Origin of the sequence: Streptomyces albiaxialis (assembly GCF_039530985.1) — a bacterium.
In the GTDB taxonomy this organism is placed as follows: Bacteria; Actinomycetota; Actinomycetes; order Streptomycetales; family Streptomycetaceae; genus Streptomyces; species Streptomyces albiaxialis.
In genome coordinates this window covers 1-19,794 of sequence record NZ_BAAAPE010000017.1, presented here as the reverse complement: position 1 = coordinate 19,794, position 19,794 = coordinate 1, and the positions used below count along the sequence as shown (strand labels likewise).

General features: G+C 72.8%; 14 protein-coding genes and 1 pseudogene. 7 read left to right on the top strand and 8 right to left on the bottom strand.

The annotated features are described in order from the left end of the window. The first annotated feature begins 280 nt into the window (after nt 1-280). The 4 genes and pseudogenes from ABD343_RS34070 to ABD343_RS34055 form a co-directional block, all read left to right on the top strand. Nucleotides 281-3,184 (top strand): nitrate- and nitrite sensing domain-containing protein, encoded by a 2,904-nt coding sequence (locus ABD343_RS34070; protein WP_344533925.1) that lies wholly within the window; start codon nt 281-283, stop codon nt 3,182-3,184. Then, nucleotides 3,181-3,621, top strand: a complete 441-nt coding sequence (locus ABD343_RS34065; RefSeq protein ID WP_344533923.1) for a roadblock/LC7 domain-containing protein — start codon at nt 3,181-3,183, stop codon at nt 3,619-3,621. Before ABD343_RS34070 ends, ABD343_RS34065 begins: the two co-directional genes overlap by 4 nt. Before the next feature lie 43 nt (nt 3,622-3,664). Further along, entirely contained in the window at nt 3,665-4,111 is a 447-nt protein-coding gene (locus ABD343_RS34060; protein WP_344533921.1) for a DUF742 domain-containing protein, read from the top strand. Beyond that, nucleotides 4,092-4,697 (top strand): annotated as a pseudogene (locus tag ABD343_RS34055) (GTP-binding protein); the annotation flags it as partial. The gene ABD343_RS34060 and the pseudogene ABD343_RS34055, both read left to right, overlap by 20 nt. Nucleotides 4,698-4,884: 187 nt before the next feature. Here the strand turns inward: ABD343_RS34055 and glpK are convergent. From glpK to ABD343_RS34035, 4 genes are all read right to left on the bottom strand, one after another. Beyond that, complete coding sequence (gene glpK / locus ABD343_RS34050) at nt 4,885-6,396, bottom strand: glycerol kinase GlpK (protein WP_344533919.1); 1,512 nt, start codon at nt 6,394-6,396, stop codon at nt 4,885-4,887. A gap of 79 nt (nt 6,397-6,475) precedes the next feature. After that, nucleotides 6,476-7,219: an MIP/aquaporin family protein gene (locus tag ABD343_RS34045; RefSeq protein WP_344533918.1), complete on the bottom strand. Its 744-nt coding sequence runs from the start codon at nt 7,217-7,219 to the stop codon at nt 6,476-6,478. 150 nt (nt 7,220-7,369) lie between these two features. Next, the gene (locus tag ABD343_RS34040) at nt 7,370-8,575 is read right to left on the bottom strand and encodes a lipid-transfer protein (RefSeq protein ID WP_344533916.1); all 1,206 of its coding nucleotides are present in this window, start codon (nt 8,573-8,575) and stop codon (nt 7,370-7,372) included. Further along, nucleotides 8,572-9,033 carry a Zn-ribbon domain-containing OB-fold protein gene (locus ABD343_RS34035; RefSeq protein ID WP_344533914.1) on the bottom strand — a complete coding sequence of 154 codons (462 nt, stop codon included), beginning with the start codon at nt 9,031-9,033 and terminating at the stop codon, nt 8,572-8,574. Before ABD343_RS34035 ends, ABD343_RS34040 begins: the two co-directional genes overlap by 4 nt. A gap of 227 nt (nt 9,034-9,260) precedes the next feature. On the opposite strand from ABD343_RS34035, the gene ABD343_RS34030 reads away from it, so the two are divergent. Further along, nucleotides 9,261-10,070, top strand: coding sequence for a M15 family metallopeptidase (locus tag ABD343_RS34030; RefSeq protein ID WP_344533913.1), 810 nt, complete (start codon nt 9,261-9,263; stop codon nt 10,068-10,070). Nucleotides 10,071-10,092: 22 nt separating this feature from the next. Here the strand turns inward: ABD343_RS34030 and ABD343_RS34025 are convergent, their stop codons facing one another. Then, a complete protein-coding gene (locus ABD343_RS34025; protein WP_344533911.1) occupies nt 10,093-10,563 on the bottom strand; it encodes a hypothetical protein in 471 nt (156 codons plus the stop codon). Between the two features lie 87 nt (nt 10,564-10,650). Here ABD343_RS34025 and ABD343_RS34020 point away from each other — a divergent pair, with 87 nt between their 5' ends. Beyond that, on the top strand, nt 10,651-12,426 hold the full coding sequence (locus ABD343_RS34020; RefSeq protein ID WP_486387854.1) for a P-loop NTPase: 1,776 nt from the start codon (nt 10,651-10,653) through the stop codon (nt 12,424-12,426). A gap of 62 nt (nt 12,427-12,488) precedes the next feature. On the opposite strand, the gene ABD343_RS34015 is transcribed toward ABD343_RS34020, so the two are convergent. Then, the gene (locus ABD343_RS34015) at nt 12,489-14,915 is read right to left on the bottom strand and encodes a glycoside hydrolase family 31 protein (protein WP_344533908.1); all 2,427 of its coding nucleotides are present in this window, start codon (nt 14,913-14,915) and stop codon (nt 12,489-12,491) included. 223 nt (nt 14,916-15,138) lie between these two features. Between ABD343_RS34015 and ABD343_RS34010 the strand changes: the two genes are divergently transcribed. Beyond that, complete coding sequence (locus ABD343_RS34010) at nt 15,139-17,187, top strand: acetoacetate--CoA ligase (protein WP_344533906.1); 2,049 nt, start codon at nt 15,139-15,141, stop codon at nt 17,185-17,187. A 90-nt stretch (nt 17,188-17,277) separates the two neighbouring features. Here ABD343_RS34010 and ptsP read toward each other — a convergent pair whose 3' ends face one another. Next, on the bottom strand, nt 17,278-18,948 hold the full coding sequence (ptsP, locus tag ABD343_RS34005; protein ID WP_344533904.1) for a phosphoenolpyruvate--protein phosphotransferase: 1,671 nt from the start codon (nt 18,946-18,948) through the stop codon (nt 17,278-17,280). 53 nt (nt 18,949-19,001) lie between these two features. Further along, entirely contained in the window at nt 19,002-19,451 is a 450-nt protein-coding gene (locus ABD343_RS34000; RefSeq protein WP_344533902.1) for a PTS sugar transporter subunit IIA, read from the bottom strand. Nucleotides 19,452-19,794 lie beyond the last annotated feature (343 nt).

Here is a 19,794-nt window from a genome sequence, read left to right as displayed (position 1 = left end):
CAGCGGCCGCCCTCACCGGGTCCGGGAGCCGGGTCTTCGCGTACATGTCTTTCACTCCCTCTTCACGACCCTCTGCACGGACACGTTTCCATAAACGTGTCCTGTGCCACAATCGCCGAACATCTGTCGGGGCATCGACGGACAACCCAGGATGAGGCACCCTGGGCGCCCTGTTCCAACGCCCATACATATCTTCGAGTTGGGTGCGCGGCAGTAGTAAGCTCGCGCCGTTTGCTGACGGAACACGCCCCCGCGCACCGGGGCCGACGTAGGGGAGGCCATGCGCTTTCGCGGGAAGTCCATCCGCCGGAAGATCGTGGTGCTGCTGCTGGTGCCGCTGGTGTCCCTCGTGTCCATCTGGGGCTTCGCGACCTACATCACGGGGAGCGAGGCCCAGCGCCTCGCCAACGTGGACGAGATCACCAACCGGATCGGCGACCCCTCGGACGAGACCGTCCAGGCCCTCCAGCGCGAGCGGCGGCAGATCCTCATCCACCTCGCGGACCCGCGCGGTTCCGCGTCCCGCGAGAAGCTCCGGCGGGCCCAGCGCGCCACCGACACCACTGTCGCGCGGCTCCGCGACCGCGCCGAGGACGGCGGGCTGCGCTCGATGCTGAGCGGCGACGGCCGCGCACGCCTCGACGAGCTGCTCGACGGCCTCAGCGGCCTGGACCAGCTCCGCTCCAAGGTCGCCGACAACACCATCACGCGGGGCGGCGCCTTCCAGGCGTACAACGAACTCATCGACCCCGCCTTCACGTTCTTCAGCTCGCAGGGCGGCCTCGACGACGTCGGGCTGGAGCGGCAGGCGCGGGCGCTCGTCGGCGTCGCGCGCGCCCGCGAGTACCTCTCGCGTGAGGACGCCCTGACGGCCGCCGCGTTCGTCGCCGGGCGCATCACCAAGGGGGACCAGCGCGCCCTCTCGGACCGGGTGGCCGAGCGCAGCATGTCGTACCAGAACAACCTGCCCTTCCTGCCCGCCGAGGACCGGCAGATCTTCGACAACTACTGGAACGGCACCGAGGGCCGCACCCTCCGCAGCTACGAGGACACGCTGATCGCCAGCGGCACGCGCGGCCTCGGCACGGCCGTCACCGTCAAGCGCTGGCACTCCGCCACCTCCACCGTCCTCACCGACCTCGACGACCTCGCCGCCGAGGCCGAAAAGCGCTACGAGGACCGGGTCGAGCCCGTCGCCGACAGGGTGCTGCTCCAGGCCGCCGCCGCTGGCTTCCTCGGGTTCCTCGCCGTCCTCGCCTCACTCATCATCTCCTTCCGCGTCGGACGCGGACTCGTCAGGGACCTCAACACCCTCCGCAAGGAGGCCAACGAGTCCGCCGGAGTGCGGCTGCCGAGCATGATGCGGCGCCTCGCCTCCGGCGAGCAGGTCGACGTCGAGACCGAGTCGCCGCGGCTCGACTACCCGCCGGACGAGATGGGCCAGGTCGGCCAGGCGCTCAACACCCTGCAGCGCGCCGCCGTCGAGGCGGCCGTCAAACAGGCCGACATGCGGCGCGGCGTCTCCGAGGTCTTCGTCAACCTCGCCCGCCGCAACCAGGTGCTGCTCCACCGCCAGCTCACGCTCCTCGACGCGATGGAGCGCCGCACCGAGGACGCCGACGAACTCGCCGACCTCTTCCGCCTCGACCACCTCACCACCCGCATGCGCCGCCACGCCGAGGGCCTGGTGATCCTCTCCGGCGCCGCGCCGTCCCGGCAGTGGCGCAAGCCCGTCCAGCTCATGGACGTCGTACGCGCCGCCGTCGCCGAGGTCGAGGACTACGAGCGGATCGAGGTGCGGCGCCTGCCGCGGCTCGCCGTGGACGGCAGCGCCGTCGCCGACCTCACCCATCTCGTCGCGGAACTGCTGGAGAACGCCACGGTCTTCTCCCCGCCGCACACCGCCGTGCAGGTGCTGGGCGAGCGCGTCGCGAACGGCTTCACGCTGGAGATCCACGACAGAGGGCTCGGCATGGCCGCCGACGCGCTGCTCGACGCCAACCTGCGGCTCGCCGAGACGCCCGAGTTCGAGCTGTCGGACACCGACCGGCTCGGCCTGTTCGTGGTCTCCCGGCTCGCGCAGCGCCAGGGCGTCCGCGTCTCCCTCCAGCCCTCCCCGTACGGCGGCACCACGGCCGTCGTCCTCATCCCCGGCGCCGTCCTCACCGAGACGCCCGGCGGCGGACGCGAGGACGAGGAGCGCCCCGGCCGCCGTACGGCGCTGGAGAACGGCACGAAGGGCGACGCGCTGCCGCAGCGGTCCGCGCCCCGGCTGGAGAAGCACCGCGAGAACGGCGTCGGCGAGCGCGCCCTGGGCGGGCCGGTCGACGGCCCCGTCGAACTGGAGCCGCCGCTCGGCGAGCTGGACGCGTCACTGGACACCTCGCTGGACACGTCGCTCGACGCGCCGGACAGCGGCGGACGGCTCTTCCGCAAGTCCCCGCCCGCGCCCGACGCCCCCGCCGAGCGCCCGCCCCGTACGGGCGGTCCCGGGCCGCGTGTGCCGCAGGCGGTGCCGCGTACGCCCTTCTCACGGGCACCGGCGGGCGAGCAGCACCAGCAGGCCGACGACGAGCAGGGTCCCGGCACGCGGGGCGCCGAGGACGAGGAGCAGACCGGCGGTCGTACGACACCGCTGCCGCGCCGCCGCCGCAACACCCCGGTCCTGGTCTCCGACCACGGACGCCCCGTGGGCGCGGCCCAGCGGGACCGGGACCGGGACGGGTCCGGCGACGAGGACAAGGACAAGGAGTCCCGCCGGGAACTGCCCCGCCGCAAGCCGAAGCAGCCGTCCAAGGCGCCCGGCTCCGACGGGACACGTGACGGGACACACGACGGAACACGCGACGAGGCGCCCGGCGAGGGCGCCGGGGACGCGCCCGCGCGGCCCGCCACCGTCGGCGGACTGCCGCGCCGGGTGCGCCAGGCGAGCCTCGCGCCGCAGCTCAAGTCCGACAGGCCCGCGCCGGACACGGCGTCCGGGCCGCCGCGGAGCGAGGCAGGCGCGGGCGGTACCGTCCTGGATGCCGAGGAAGCCGAACGCGAGGCCGAGGCCGTACGCAGCCGGATGTCCTCGCTCCAGCGCGGATGGGAACGGGGCAGGCGGCACAACGACGCCGGCCCGTCGGGGGACGAAGCGGGGGAGCCAGCACAAGGAACGACACCGGAGGGGGACGGTCGATGACCGCACCGAAAGCCGCATCGCACGCCACGTCAGGGAGTGGCGAGCTCAACTGGCTCCTCGACGAGCTGGTCGAGCGCGTCGGCAGCATCCGCAAGGCGCTCGTGCTCTCCGGGGACGGCCTCGCCAGAGGCGCGTCCCAGGACCTCAGCAGAGAGGACGGGGAGCATCTGGCCGCCGTCGCCTCCGGTTTCCACAGCCTCGCCAAGGGCGTGGGCCGCCACTTCGAGGCGGGTGACGTCCGGCAGACGGTCGTCGAACTGGACGACGCGTTCCTGTTCGTCACGGCCGCGGGCGACGGGAGCTGCCTGGCCGTGCTCTCCGACGCCGACTCCGACGTCGGCCAGGTGGCGTACGAGATGACGCTGCTGGTCAAGCGCGTCGGCGTGCACCTGGGCACGGCCCCCCGTTCCGGCCCGGCGGGCGGTACGGCGAGCTGAGACGGCGGAGGACGGGACGAGGGACTGACGGGACGCGCTGGCCATGACAGAGCGCTGGTTCGACGACGCGGCGGGGCCCGTGGTGCGGCCGTACGCCAAGACGCGCGGCCGCACCCGCAGCGGTCCCGGCGAGACGCGGATCGACCTCATCGCGGTGGTCACGGCCCAGGAGGCCGACGACGCGGACGGGGAGGCGGTGGAGACGCCGGAGGACGTGGAGCGGGTGATCCGCGCCGCCGAGGAGGAGTCCCTCCTGCCGCACCGCACCCTCGTCCCCGAGCACGTCGACATCGTCGAGCGGTGCCGCCGCTCGCCCCTCTCGGTCGCCGAGCTGGCCTCCGAGCTGGACGTGCCCGTCGGCGTCGTACGGGTGCTCCTCGGCGACCTCCTGGAGGCCGAACTCGTGCGCGTCACCCGTCCCGTCCCTCCGGCCGAACTACCGGACGAGAGCATCCTCAGAGAGGTGATCAATGGTCTTCGGGCGCTCTAAGCGCGGTGGACACAAGCCCGCGCCCGAGCCCGTCACGCTGAAGATCCTGGTGGCGGGCGGATTCGGGGTGGGCAAGACGACGCTGGTCGGCGCCGTCAGCGAGATCCGCCCCCTGCGCACGGAGGAGACGCTCAGCGAGGCGGGCACCGTCGTGGACGACACGCAGGGGGTGGAGGCGAAGTCGACCACCACCGTGGCCATGGACTTCGGCCGCATCACCATCCACGACGGCCTCGTGCTCTATCTCTTCGGCACGCCGGGACAGGACCGCTTCTGGTTCCTGTGGGACGAGCTGGCGCAGGGCGCGCTGGGCGCGGTCGTGCTGGCCGACACCCGGCGCCTGGAGGACAGCTTCGCCGCGATCGACTACTTCGAGCGGCGCCGCATCCCCTTCACGGTCGCCGTCAACTGCTTCGACGGCGCCGAGCGTCACCCCGCCGAGACGGTCCGCGAGGCGCTGGACCTGGACGGCGAGGTGCCGTTGATGCTGTGCGACGCGCGCGAGCGCGAGTCCGCGCGGGACGTGCTGATCTCGGTCGTCGAGCACGCGATGCACGCGAGCGCGCAGGCGGCGGCGGAACGGGCGGGACGCGAGGCCGCATCCACCTCCGGGTCCACCTCCGCGCCCGCTTCCGCGTCAGCGCCCGGGCCCGCGCCGACGCCCGCGCCGACGAGCTGAGCGGGCACGGCCGGTACCCCGCCGTCCAGGGTGCCGACCGTGCCCGCGGCCCGGGTGCGCCCGCGGGGGCGCGGGGCTCGGGGCGGGGGAGAGATCAGCCCTCGCCGTCCTCGTGCCAGCCGAAGCTGCGCTCCACCGCCTTGCGCCAGTTGCGGTACTCGCTCTCCCGCGCGTCCGCCGTCATCCGCGGGGACCACTCGGCGTCCCGCTTCCAGTGCGACCGCAGCTCGTCGAGGTCCGACCAGACGCCGGTCGCCAGGCCCGCCGCGTACGCCGCGCCCAGACAGGTCGTCTCGGACACCACGGGCCGGATCACCGGCACGCCCAGCACGTCCGCCTGGTGCTGCATCAGCAGCCCGTTGGCCGTCATCCCGCCGTCGACCTTCAGCGTGGTGATACGGACGCCCGAGTCCTGGTACATCGCGTCCACGACCTCGCGCGTCTGCCAGCTCGTGGCCTCCAGCACGGCCCGGGCCAGGTGCGCCTTGGTGACGTAACGGGTGAGCCCGGTGACGACGCCGCGCGCGTCCGAGCGCCAGTACGGCGCGAAGAGCCCGGAGAACGCCGGGACGATGTACGCGCCGCCGTTGTCGTCCACGCTCGCGGCGAGGGTCTCGATCTCCGAGGCCTCGCTGATGATGCCGAGCTGGTCGCGGAACCACTGCACGAGCGCGCCGGTGATCGCGATCGAGCCCTCCAGGCAGTAGACGGGCGCCTCGCCGCCGAGCCGGTAGCCCATCGTCGTCAGCAGCCCGCTCTTGCTCGCCACCGGTCGGTTGCCGGTGTTGAGCAGCAGGAACGAGCCGGTGCCGTAGGTGTTCTTGGCCTCGCCCACGCCGTAGCAGGTCTGCCCGAACACGGCCGCCTGCTGGTCGCCGAGCGCCGAGGCCACCGGCACCCCGGCGAGCTGGCCCGTGGCCGTACCGTAGACCTCGGAGGACGACCTGATCTCGGGGAGCACGGCGGCCGGGACGTTCATCGCGTCCAGCACGCTCTGGTCCCACTCCAGGGACTCCAGGTTCATCAGCATCGTGCGGGAGGCGTTGGTGACGTCGGTGACGTGCCTGCCGCCCTCCGTGCCGCCGGTGAGGTTCCAGATCAGCCAGGAGTCGATGGTGCCGAACGCGATCTCGCCGTGCGTGGCGCGCTGCCGCAGCCCCGGCACGTTGTCCAGCAGCCAGGCGACCTTCGGCCCCGCGAAGTAGCTGGCCAGCGGCAGTCCCGTACGGTCGCGGAAGCGGTCCTGGCCGTCCGTGCCGCCCAGCTCCGTGCAGAGCGCGGAGGTGCGGGTGTCCTGCCAGACGATCGCGTTGTGCACGGGCTTGCCCGTCGAGCGGTCCCACAGCACCGTCGTCTCGCGCTGGTTGGTGATGCCGACCGCGCTGAGCTGTTCGGCGCGCAGTCCCGCACTGGCGAGCGCGCCCGCGACGACCGCCTGGACCTTGGACCAGATCTCGCTCGCGTCGTGCTCGACCCAGCCCGGCTTCGGGAAGATCTGGCGGTGCTCGCGCTGGTCGACGGCGACGATCGCGCCGTCCTGGTCGAAGATGATGCAGCGGCTGGACGTGGTGCCCTGGTCGATCGCTGCGACGTACTTGTCCGTCATGTGTGTGGACCCCTCGGTTGGTCGGGACTACGTCGGGACTGCCCCGGGACTGCTCCGGGACTGCCGGGGACGGTGGGCGTCAGAAGGCCAGCTCGTAGACCAGCGCGCCCAGCGCGCCGCCGATCAGCGGCCCCGCGACCGGGATCCACGCGTAACCCCAGTCGCTGGTGCCCTTGTTGGGTATGGGCAGCAGCGCGTGTGCGATGCGCGGCCCCAGGTCGCGCGCCGGGTTGATGGCGTAGCCGGTGGGCCCGCCGAGCGAGAGGCCGATGCCCACCACCAGGAACGCGACGAGCAGCGTGCCCGTTCCGGTCGCGCCCGGGCCCAGGCTCTTGGTCTCGCCGAACGAGAGCAGCGGCAGCACCAGCACGAACGTCGCGACGACCTCGGTGAGCAGGTTGTCCACCGGCTTGCGGATCTCCGGCGCCGTGGAGAAGATCCCCAGCGTCGGGGAGGCGTTGTCCTTGTCGCGGTTGGCCTCGAACTGCGCACGGTACGCCACCCAGCACAGCGTGGCGCCGATGACGGCGCCGATCATCTGGCCCGCGAGGTAGACCGGCACCTTGCCCCAGTTGTCGCCCTCGGCGATGGCGATGCCGAGGGTCACGGCCGGGTTGAGGTGCCCTCCCGAGAGGGTGCCGGCCGTGTACGCGCCCGCCATCACGCCGAAGCCCCAGCCGAAGGCGACGACGATCCAGTCGGCGTCCTTGGCCTTGGAGAAGCGGAGGTTGACGGCCGCGCAGACACCCGCTCCCAGCAGGATCAGGATGGCCGTCCCGATGATCTCACCGACGAAGATGTCCCCATTGGAAAACTGATCCATGACGGCCCCCCAGTGCCGACGTGCCCGACGTGCCCTGCGTCCGCGTCGAGCGTGACGGCAGTGTTCAACTCCGCTGAGGGGGCGTCAAGATGAGCGGCGGATACGGATCGCGCGGCTCGGCGGAGGGCGCGGACCGGCGGGCCGCCGGGGTCAGCGCACCGCGATCACCGAGGAGCCGTGCCCGAACAGCCCCTGGTTCGCGGTGATCCCGGCCCGCGCGCCCGCGATCTGCCGGTCGCCCGCCTGCCCGCGCAACTGCCATGTCAGCTCGCACACCTGGGCGATGGCCTGCGCGGGAACCGCCTCGCCGAACGAGGCCAGGCCGCCGCTCGGGTTCACCGGAATCCGCCCGTCCCGCTCGGTGGCGCCCTCCCGGAGGAGCTTCGCGCCCTCGCCGCGCGGCGCGAACCCGAGGTCTTCGTACCACTCCAGCTCCAGCGCGGTGGACAGGTCGTAGACCTCCGCCAGCGACATGTCCCCGGGCCCCAGCCCCGCCTCCTCGTACGCCGCGTGCGCGAGCGCCGCGCGGAACGGACGCGCGGGCTCCGGCACCCCGGCCGCCGAGTCCGTCGCGAGGTCCGGCAGGTCGAGGGCCGTACGCGGGTACTCGGGCGTGGCCGTCGAGACGGCCCGGATCCACACGGACGGCACCCCCGCGGGCGCGTGCCGCCGCGCGTACTCCGCACGGCACAGCACGAGCGCCGCGGCGCCGTCCGAGGTCGCGCAGATGTCCAGCAGCCGCAGCGGGTCGGCGACCACGGGGGAGGCCGCGACCTCCTCGGCGGTGACGGGCGCGCGGTAGCGGGCGTACGGGTTGAGCGCGCCGGACGCCGCGTTCTTGACCTTGACCCGGGCGAAATCCTCCGGGGTGTCCCCGTACACGGCCATGCGGCGGCGCGCGTAGAGCCCGAAGTACGCCGGGTTGGTCGCGCCCAGCAGCCGGAAGCGCTGCCAGTCGGGGTCGTCGGGGCGCTCGCCGCCCGCGGGCGCGAAGAAGCCCTTGGGCGCGGCGTCGGCGCCCACCACGAGCACCGTGTCGGTCAGCCCGGCCAGGAGCTGGGCGCGGGCCGTGGCGATGGCCTGCGCGCCCGAGGCGCACGCCGCGTACACGCTGGTGACCCGCGCGCCCTGCCAGCCCAGGGCCCGCGCGAACGTCGCCCCCGCCACGTATCCCGGATAGCCGCCGCGCACGGTGTCGGCACCGACCACCGAGCCGATGTCCGTCCACTCCAGCCCGGCGTCCGCGAGCGCCGCACGCGCCGCCTCCGTGCCGTACCGGACGAAGCCGCGGCCCCACTTGCCCCACGGGTGCATTCCGGCCCCGAGGACCACGACGTCCTCGCCCGTGCCGCTCATGCCGTCTCGCCTCCTCCGCCGACGTCGACGGGCCGCCAGTGCCAGGTCGTCCAGGTGTGCTCCTCGTCCTCGTTGAGCACTCCGGGCACCAGCTCGACCTCCATCCCCACGCGGAGCCGGTCGACGGTGACCCCGGGCGGCGCCTGCCCGAGCACCACCATCCGCTCGGCCTCCAGCTCCACCGCGAGCAGCGCGTACGGCTCCCACGTGCGCTCCGGATCCGAGACGTACGGCGCGGGCGGGCGGTAACGGCCGTCCGTGAACGACCACAGGCGTCCCCGGCGCGAGAGCGGCACCTCCTCCAGCTCCGTACCCGCGCAGCGCGGATTGCGGCAGAAGGCGTCCTCGCGCGGGAAGAAGACCGCGGCGCACTCCCGGCACCGCGTTCCGAGCAGCGCGAACTCCGCTCCCTCGCCGCCGAACCAGCCCTCCACGACGGGCCTGCGCACGCGTGCCACGGCCCCTCCCCTCCGGTTGCCCCTCCGCGTATCTGACGAACCGTCAGGAGTGTGGCACGCCGCGCGGACACTGTCACCAGGGCGTCACCAGTTCCTCACGCTCGTGTACGGCCCGCCGATCTTCCGAACCGAGCCGGGGACACGCGCGTCCACTTGGACATGAACGGCGGCAGGGGGCTCACGGGGGTGGTTCCGTGCCGCCGTTCTCCTTTGATAGAGGAATGGGCATGACACGACGTGCAGCGCTCGCCGCCTCCTCCGTCCTCGCCGGGCTCCTGGTCACCACCGCGCTCACCGGCGCCCCCGCGGCCCACGCCGCGAAGGGCATGGAACCCAAGGCCCCCAAGGAGTTCGTCGCCCTCAGCGACGCTGACCCGACGATCCTCCAGGAGATCCGCTACTTCACCCCGCACAACTTCGTCGGCGAGCCCGTGGACGGCTACCGGCAGCCGATGTGCCTCGTCACCAAGGACACCGCGAAGGCCCTCCACCGCGCCCAGAAGTCCTTCCTCAAGCGCGGCTACACCCTCAAGGTCTACGACTGCTACCGCCCCCAGCGCGCCGTGGACCACTTCGTCCGCTGGGCCAAGGACCTGCAGGACGAGCGGATGAAGGCCGAGTTCTACCCGAGAGTGGAGAAGAACCGCCTCTTCGAGGACGGCTACATCGCCGAGAAGTCCGGTCACAGCCGCGGCAGCACCGTCGACCTGACCATCGTGAAGCTCCCCGCGCAGCCCACCCGCCCCTACGTCCCGGGCGAGCCCCTCACCGACTGCGCGGCGCCCAAGTCCGAACGCTTCCCCGACAACTCCGTCGACACGGGCACCGGCTTCGACTGCTTCGACACCCTCTCCCACACCGAGGACCCCCGCATCCAGGGCGAACAGCGCGCCAACCGCCACCTCCTCAAGACCACCCTGGACAAGGCCGGCTTCAAGAACCTCCCGGAGGAGTGGTGGCACTACACCCTGAAGAAGGAGACGTTCCCCGACACGTACTTCGACTTCCCGGTCTCCCGCCGCTCGCTGCCCAGGTGACCCCGGCCCGGGGGACGGCTCCTCAGCCGTTCCCCGGCCCCGTGGCCAGCAGAACCTTCTCGACGCGGGGCCCCGTGCCGTCGCGCCACTCCAGCCGGACCTCCATGGCGGCGCTCATCCCGTAGGGAGACGTCAGCTCGCAGCGGAGGTCGTGGCCGGGCGACAGCCGGTCCACCGTGCGCGATCCGCCGCCCGGTTTCATACGGGGAGGCGACTTGCCCGGCTCGGTCGCGGCGAGTGTGACGGAGACGTCGGAGGCCTCGGCCGGACCGTTGTTGACGACGCGCAGGACGCGGCCGTCACCGAGGACCTCGGCGGTGACGGCCGCGGTGTTCCGCTCCCGCCGCTCCCGGTCCCGCTGCGCGATCTCCTCGGCGCGCCGTGCCTCCTCGATCGCCGCGAGCCGTGTCTGCAACCGGAGTTGACGGTACGCCAGGAACGCGGTCGACAGCAGACTCAGCGCGGCGACGATCAACGCCAGCACATCCACCATGCCGAATCCGCCTCCGATCTTGTCGTCGCTCTCGACTAACCTATGCGCACTGAGCCGTTGGAGTGAGGACGGGGCCCCTTGGACTGGATGACGATCGACGACGGCTTCCTGGCGAACTACCGGGAAGCGACGGACCAGGAGATGGTCCGCTACTTCGACGGTGCCGTACCCACCTGGGGGACGGTCGTCGCCGGGGCGCCCCGCCGCGAAGCCGCTTCGCGCATCACGGGACGGCTGCTCTACGAGCCGCTTCCGGCGAGCACACTGCACCTGGTCATCGGACCCAGCGGCGAGGGCAAGTCGACTCTCATCCGGCAGGTCGCCGCGGACATCGGCGGCGGATCGCCCGAGTGGCGGGTGTTCTGGCGGCCCCCGGGCAGCGACCTGATGCCCGAGCGCGTCGCGGACCTGGACACGGACCGCAAGACCCTCTTCGTGTCCGACGACGCGGAGGAGATCGCCGCGGACTGTTTCGAGATCATCCGGCGCCTGGAGCACCGCCCCGACATCCACTTCCTGCTCGCGGCGCGGGACACCGACTGGCTGGCCGCCCGCGCCGATTCGCTGCCCTGGCGGACGCTGCACCTCTCGGTCCACCGCGTCCCGCTGCGCGGGCTCAGCGAGGAGAGCGGCGACGCGCAGCAGATCGTCGAGGCCTGGGCGGAGTACGAGGCCCTCGGCCAACTCGCCTCGTACAACCGGGTCGAGGACCGCGCCCGCGCGCTCCTGGAGGCGACCCGCGGCCAAGAGGCCAGCAGGAACGACGGCGCCCTGCTCGGTGGCATGCTCCGGGTGCGCGTCGGCGACCGGCTGGACGAGCACGTGATGGACATGCTGCGGCGGCTGGTGCGCTATCGCCTGCAGAACGGCACCACCCTCGCGAACGCGTTCGTGCATATCGCCGCGCTGCACGCGATCGATGTCCGGGAGATGTCACCGCTCATCCTCGCCGAGACACTGGGGATCGACCCCGCGTTGGTCGAGCAGGACGTCGTGAGACCGCTCGGCGAAGAGGCCGCGGCCACCCGCGCCGGCGACCGGCTGCTGGTGCGCCACCGGGCCATCGCCGAGTCCGCGATGCGCGTCGCCCGCAACCTCGACGGGATGGACCTGAAGGCGATGTACGGAAACCTGACCCGTGCCGGGATCCGGGTCGCCAAGCGGCCCCGCACCGGGGTGCAGGCGAAGGCGTTCCGCTATCTGTCGCAGTCCCTCCAGAGCGACCCCCAGCTCGCCCTCGCCTCCGCCCGTGCCGCGGTCGACGAGGAACCGGACGATCTTCGCCGCGTGGTGAACCTGTTCGTGGTGCTGCGCAACAACGACCTGCACGACGAGCTGAGCGGGGTGGCGGAGGACTGCCTCGACGGCCTGCGCTCGATGGTCAACTACGCGGAGGCGGCTCGCCGGTTCTTCTACGAGTGGTCCATCGCCGAGGGACAGTCCGGCAACCACTCCATCGCCTGCTGGCTGACCGCGGTGGCGCTGGCCGACCTGCCGGGCGTCGAACCGCTGCAGAACCAGCGCGATGTGGAGCTGCGTACGGCCGGATTCGCGCCAGGCTTCAAGGCGATGGCCGACCGGGCGGCCGGCGGACCGTTCGGGCGCGGGCTCCGTGCGGTCGAGACGCTGCTGCGGGAGTGGGAGGTCTCCGCCCGCACCCGGCGGGACCTGAGCAGGTACAGATCGGTCGCCGACGGTCTCGGGGTGCCGGAGCTGGATCCGGCGACCTGCCGCACGGATCTGGAGGCCGCGATCGTCGGAGCCTGGCGCAACCGCTCCCGTAACCTGCACGCGACCGTGCCCCGCGCGCCCGACCTGCGCTTCGACACTCTCTTCCGCATGCTCTCCGAGGCAGCGCGCTGAGACAGCGGGGGGGGAGAGGCCGCCGCGCTGCGCGGCGTCGGGCCCCGGCCCCTGACCCGGCCTCACCCCCTGCGCACCCGCACCCGGTACGGCACCGGTTCCCCGTCCTCGCGTTCGACGACCACGCGCGGTCCGCGCTCGCCGCCGCCGTACGCCCGCACGGTGAACCGTTCCGGAGGCGGCCGGTCCCAGCCCTCGCCCGGATCCGGGATCACGAGGCCGCTGCCCGTGCGGCCCGAGGCCGGGGGCCAGACCTCCAGTTCCGTGGACCCGTCCCGTCCCGTCACCGGAACCGCCGCGCCCGCGCGCGCCAGGACGGGCACCCGGGAGAGCGGAGCCTCGACCCGGACCGTGCCGGGGCCCTCGTACGCGGTGCCGGTGGCCGTGTCGTACCAGCGCCCCGCGGGGAGGCGCACCGTACGGGCGCGCACGCCCGGCGCCAGCACCGGCGCCACCAGCAGCGCGTCGCCCAGCAGGAACGCGTCCTCGCACTCGCGCAGCTCCCGGTCGCGTGGATGCTGCCACCACAGCGGACGCACGTACGGCGCGCCCGTACGGTGCGCGAGCTGAGCCAGCGTCATCAGATACGGCATCAGCCGTTCCCGCTCCGCGAGCGCCGTCCGCGCGTGGTCCAGGACCTCGTCCCCGAACTCCCACGGCTCGCGCCGCCCCGCCCACTTCGCGGCGTGCGTACGGAACAGCGGCAGATAGGCCCCGAGCTGGAACCAGCGCAGATACAGCTCGGGGGAGGGGTGCCCCGTGAAGCCGCCCACGTCCGGGCCCGAGTACGGCACCCCGCACAGCCCCAGGCCCAGCACCAGCGAGAGCGAGGCCCGCAGCCCCTCCCACCCGGTCTCCACATCGCCGGACCAGGTGCCGCCGTAGCGCTGCATCCCCGCCCACCCGGAGCGCGAGAAGAGGAACGGCCGCTGCTCCGGCACCAGCCCGCGCAGTCCCTCGTACCCGGCCCTGGCCATGGTCAGCGCGTACACGTTGTGCGCCTCGCGGTGGTCGCCGCCGCGGCCCTCCAGCGCGTGCCGCGCGGACAGCGGCAGCGTCGGATCGCCGAACGCCGCGAACGACGTCGGCTCGTTCATGTCGTGCCACACCCCGGCGAACCCCTGCGCCAGCCGCTCCGCGTACAGCTCGCCCCACCACTTGCGGGCCCGCGGATCCGTGAAGTCCGGGAAGACCGACACGCCCGGCCACACCACGCCCCGCACCTCGCGCCCGCGCCCGTCCCGCACGAAGACGTCCGCCGACGCGCCGTCGTCGTACACCGTCCAGCCCGGCTCCGCCTTCACCGCCGGGTCCACGATCGACACCAGCCGGACGCCCCGCCCGCGCAGCTCGGCAGCGAGCCCCGGCAGATCGGGAAAGTGCCCCTCGTCCACGGTGAAGACCCGGTGGCCCCGGTAGTGGTCGATGTCCAGATGCAGCGCCCGCAGCGGCAGCCCGCGCGCCCGGTACCCCTCCGCGACCCGCCGCACCTCGCGCGCGCTGCCGAAGCCCCACCGCGCGTGCTGATGCCCGAGCGCCCAGCGCGGCGGCAGCGCGGGCGAGCCCGTCAGCGCCGCCCAGCCGTGCAGCACCCGCGCGGGCGGACCGGCCAGCACCCAGTACCGCAGCGGCCCGCCGGACATCCGCACCTCGCAGCGGCCCGGTCTGTCGTGCCCCGAGCCCAGCCCTTCCTCGCCCTCGCGGAGCGAGACGTGCCCGTCCCAGGTGTTGTCGTGGAAGACCAGGTGCGTGCCCACGTCCGCGACGCCCATGAGCACCGGCATCGTGATGTAGAGCGGATCCTGGCCGGGGGAGAACGGGCCGGGGTCGGTGTTCCACAGCCGGTACGTGCCCTCGCGCAGCCGCAGGCCCGAGGCCCGGCCGCCGAGCCCGAAGAAGTGCGCGTCGGGCGGCAGTTCGGTCCGCTGCAGCCACCGCGCGTACGCCGAACGCGCGCCCTCCTCGCGCGCCTCCGGCCCCGTCCCCGCATCCGTCCCCGCCTGCCCGCCGTCCCCCTCTTGCGTGCCCTCGCCCTCCCACCAGCGCGGCGGCAGATCGCGCCGGAGCAGGACGCCGCCCGGCGTCCGTATCTCCACCGCGCCGTACCGCGAGACGATGACGAGCATCCGCTCCGAGACGACCCGCCACCCGCCGTCCTTGTCCGGCTCCAGGTCCACGCGCGGGTCCGGCTCGGGGCACGCGCCCGCCAGCGCGTACGACGGCTCGGGCCCTGCGCCGTCCCAGCCGAAGAACACCGCGCCCCCGACCGCCACCCGCACCCACAGCGACGACCGCTCGAAACGGATCACCCCGCCGCCGGGCCGGGGCTCGGCGCCCGTCGCCCCACCCGGCGTACGCGCCCGTTCGGCCCCCACCCGGGGCAGCGCCCGCGCGTCCGTACGGCGCCGACGCCAGGCCGACCGGAGGGCGCGCGCGCCCTGCGCCGTCCCGACCACTTTCACCGACCGCACCAGGTCACGCGCGTCCATGCTGCTCAGCCTGCCATCGTCGCGAGGCCGCGTCAGTGCCGTTCAGCCGCCGTTCACCTGCGCGCCACCGTGCGCCCACCACACACCCCCTGCCCGGGGTGTGTGACGCCGACCCTGGCGCGGAAGTTGATCACATGGCATCGTCCTGCACAGCCACCGGACGCGCACAGGAATCCGGCGAACGCGACGCCGGGCCGGAGCCAGGGAAGCCAGGGAGCCCTTCATGACCGCAGCGCACAGCACTCCAGCGCACAGCAGCACCCCGCAGTCCCCGGAGCCCGCCGCGCCGGAGCCCCTCTGGCGGCCGGACGCGGAGCGGGTGGAGACGGCACAGATCACCCGCTTCCAGACCTGGGCGCACGAGCACCACGGCGCGCCCCCCGTCACGCCCGGCGACCCCCAGACGAGCTACGACGCGCTGCACCGCTGGTCCACCGAGGAACTCGCCACCTTCTGGGCCGCCTTCGCCGAGTGGAGCGGCATCCGCTTCACCACCCCGTACGACACCGTACTGGCCGACTCCGCGATGCCCGGCGCGACCTGGTTCCCCGGCGCGACACTCAACTACGCCGAGCACGCCCTGCGCGCCGCGGAGGACCCCGACCGCGCCGGCGACCCGGCCCTGCTCCACGTCGACGAGCGCCACGAGCCGACGCCCGTGACCTGGGCGGAGCTGCGCCGCCAGGTCGGCTCCCTCGCCGCCGAGCTGCGCCGCCTCGGCGTCCGCCCCGGCGACCGCGTCAGCGGCTATCTGCCCAACATCCCCGAGGCCGCCGTCGCCCTCCTCGCCACCGCAGCCGTCGGCGGCGTCTGGACCTCCTGCGCCCCCGACTTCGGCGCCCGCAGCGTCCTCGACCGCTTCCAGCAGGTCGAGCCCGTCGTCCTGTTCACCGTCGACGGCTACCGCTACGGCGGCAAGGAGCACGACCGCGCCGACGTCGTCGCCGAGCTGCGCCGCGAACTGCCCACCGTCCGCGCCGTCGTCCACGTCCCGCTGCTCGGCACCGAGGCCCCCGAGGGCGCCCTGGACTGGGCCTCCCTCACCTCCGCCGACACCGAACCCGTCTTCGAGCAGGTCCCCTTCGACCACCCCCTGTGGGTGCTCTACTCCTCGGGTACGACGGGCCTGCCCAAGGCCATCGTCCAGTCCCAGGGAGGCATCCTCCTCGAACACCTCAAGCAGCTCACGCTCCACAACGACATCGGCCCCGGCGACCGCTTCTTCTGGTTCACCTCCACCGGCTGGATGATGTGGAACCTGCTGGTCTCCGGCCTCCTCACCGGCTGCACCGTCGTCACGTACGACGGCAGCCCCGGCTACCCCGACACGGGCGCCCAGTGGCGCGTGGCCGAGCGCACGGGCACCACGGTCTACGGCACCTCCGCCGCGTACGTCATGGCCTGCCGCAAGGCCGACGTCCACCCCGGCCGCGACTACGACCTGTCGCGCGTCAAGTGCGTCGCCACCACCGGCTCCCCGCTCCCGCCCGACGGCTTCCGCTGGATCCACGACGAGTTCGCAGCAGGCACAGGGGACATGTGGATCGCCTCCGTCAGCGGCGGCACGGACGTGTGCAGTTGCTTCGCCGGAGCCGTCCCCACCCTCCCCGTCCACACGGGCGAACTCCAGGCGCCGTCCCTCGCCGTCGACCTCCAGGCCTGGGACCCGCACGGCAAGCCCGTCACCGACGAGGTCGGCGAACTGATCGTCACCAAGCCCATGCCGTCCATGCCGATCCGCTTCTGGAACGACCCGGACGGCAGCCGGTACCGCGAGAGCTACTTCGAGATGTTCCCCGGCGCCTGGCGCCACGGCGACTGGATCACCCTCACCAGCCGGAACACCGTCGTCATCCACGGCCGTTCCGACTCCACGCTCAACCGGCAGGGCGTCCGCATGGGCTCCGCCGACATCTACGAGGCGGTCGAACGGCTCCCCGAGATCCGCGAGTCCCTCGTCATCGGCGTCGAACGCCCCGACGGCGGCTACTGGATGCCGCTCTTCGTCCACCTCGCCGAGGGCGCCACCCTGGACGACGCCCTGCGGGACAAGGTCAAGCAGACGATCCGCGCATCGCTCTCCCCCCGCCACGTCCCCGACGAGATCATCGAGATCCCCGGCGTCCCGCACACCCTCACCGGCAAGCGCCTCGAAGTTCCGGTCAAGCGCCTCCTCCAGGGCACCCCCATGGAAAAGGCCGTCAACCCGGGCTCGGTCGACAACGCGGACCTGCTGCGCTTCTACGAGGGCCTGGCGGGCGAGGGCGCGTAGGACAAAAGAATTCCCCGCGCCCCTGAGACCTCAGGGGCGCGGGGCTGTGTCAATGTGCGGCTCCGCCGCGTGGGCGCGACAGGGGCAGCATCATTCGCCGGAAAGCACCGCCTGAGCGGCGGCACGAGCCTCGGGCCCACTGTCAGCGGCCCGAGCAGCAGAAGCAGCCCGCTCACACTGAGCCAGCGTGTGCTTCGCGAGCTGCGCCCGTACGAACGGGATGGCCGAGGCCCCCATCGACAGGCTGGTCACGCCAAGACCCGTCAGCACGCAGGCCAGCAGCGGATCGGCCGCGGCCTCGCCGCAGACGCCGCAGCTCTTGCCCTCGGCCTTCGCCGCCTCGGCGGACGCCGCCACGAGGTCGAGCAGCGCGGGCTGCCACGGGTCCTGGAGCCGCGACACGGCCCCGACCTGACGGTCCGCCGCGAAGGTGTACTGCGCGAGGTCGTTCGTCCCCAGCGACAGGAACTCGACCTCCTGCAGCACCGAACGCGCGCGCAGCGCGGCCGACGGGATCTCCACCATCGCGCCGAACTTCGCGTTCAGCCCCGCCTCCCGGCACGCGTCGGCGAACGCCTTCGCGTCCGCGCGGTCCGCGACCATCGGCGCCATGACCTCAAGGTAGACGGGCAGCCCCTCGGCGGCCTTCGCCAGCGCGCGGAGCTGGCTCTGGAGCACCTCAGGGTGGTCCAGCAGCGTACGCAGCCCCCGCACACCGAGGGCGGGGTTCGGCTCGTCGCCGGGCGTCAGGAAGTCCAGCGGCTTGTCGGCACCGGCATCGAGCACGCGTACGACAACGCGCCCCTCGGGAAAGGCCTCCAGCACCTTCCGGTACGCCTCGACCTGCTTCTCCTCCGACGGCGCCCGCTCACTGTCGTCCAGGAACAGGAACTCCGTACGGAACAGCCCCACGCCCTCGGCGCCCGCCTCCACGGCGGCCGGTACGTCGGCGGGCCCGCCCACGTTCGCCAGCAGCGGCACCTTGTGCCCGTCGGACGTCGCGCCCGGCCCCTTCGCGGCGTCGAGCGCGGCCTTCCGCTCCTCGGCCGCCCGCTCCAGCCCGGCCCGCTCCTCGTCGGAGGGGTTCACGACCACGTCACCGGTGCTGCCGTCGACGGCGACGACGACACCCTCGGCCAGCTCGCCCGCACCGGGCAGTGCCACGACGGCGGGCACACCGAGCGCCCGCGCCAGGATCGCGCTGTGGCTGGTCGGCCCGCCCTCCTCGGTGACGAAGCCGAGCACCAGCGCCGGGTCCAGCAGCGCGGTGTCGGCCGGCGCCAGGTCCCGCGCGATCAGTACGTACGGCTCGTCGCTGTCCGGCACACCGGGCATCGGCACGCCCAGCAGCCGGGCGACGATACGGTTCCGCACGTCGTCCAGGTCGGCCACGCGCCCCGCCAGGTACTCCCCGGCGTTCGCGAGCAGGGCCCGGTAGGCGGCGAAGGCGTCGTACACCCCGCGCTCGGCGGTGCTGCCCACGGCGATACGCCGCTCGACGTCGGCCAGCAGCTCCGGGTCCTGGGCCATCATGGCCTGGGCCTCCAGCACGGCCTGCGCCTCGCCGCCCGCGAGGTTGCCGCGCGCCTGGAGGTCGGCGGCGACGGCCTCCACCGCCTGCCGGGCCCGCTGCTGCTCGCGCGGCGCCTCTTCGGCGTCGATCTGCTTGGCCGGGGGCTCCAGCACTGCCGTACCCATGTGCCGTGCCTCGCCGATCGCCACACCGTGGCTCACACCGACGCCTCGAAGCGTTGTGTCCATCTCACCCGTCTCCGCGGTAGTTCTGTCGTGCTCCGTGCTGCAGTACTGCAGTGCTAGTTCCAGAGGAAGAGCGTCTGCCCCGCCGTGACGTCGCCGTCCTCGGCCAGGTCGGCGAGCGAGTCGGCGGTCGCCTCCAGCGCGATCACCGGGGAGATCGGGGACTTCCCCGCCTCCTCGACGGCCGCCGGGTCCCACCGCACCATCGCCTGCCCGCGCGTGACGCTGTCACCCTTCGCGACGAGCAGCTCGAAGCCCTCGCCGTTCAACTGCACGGTGTCGATCCCCAGGTGCGTCAGCACCCCGTGCCCGTCCGCGTCGACGACGACGAACGCGTGCGGGTGCAGCGACACCACGATCCCGTCCACCGGCGCCACGGCCTCCGTGCGCTCACGTACGGGATCGATGGCGGTGCCGGGGCCCACCATGGCACCGGAGAAGACGGGGTCGGGCACGGCCGCGAGGCCGATGGCGCGTCCATTCAACGGGGACGACACGGTGGTCATGGGAAGCCTCCCGGGGGTGAAGATCCGAACAGACGCAGCCTAAGTCACCCGAAACCGGTTTGCCTCGCTGCCCGGCTCCCCTGTACGGTCGTAGACCTGCCCGGCGCCGAGAGCGCGGGCGGCACTCCGATTCTCTGAGTCAACTTCCCCTCGATTTTTCGATCGAGAGAAGCGTGTGCTTAAATCGGAGGCAGCGGAAAGGAAACGCGAAAGAGCGTCCGTTCCTTGAGAACTCAACAGCGTGCCAAAAGTCAACGCCAGATATGTTGATACCCCGGCCTGCCGGTCATCGGCGGGTTGAGGTTCCTTTGAAGTAACACAACAGCGAGGACGCTGTGAACCA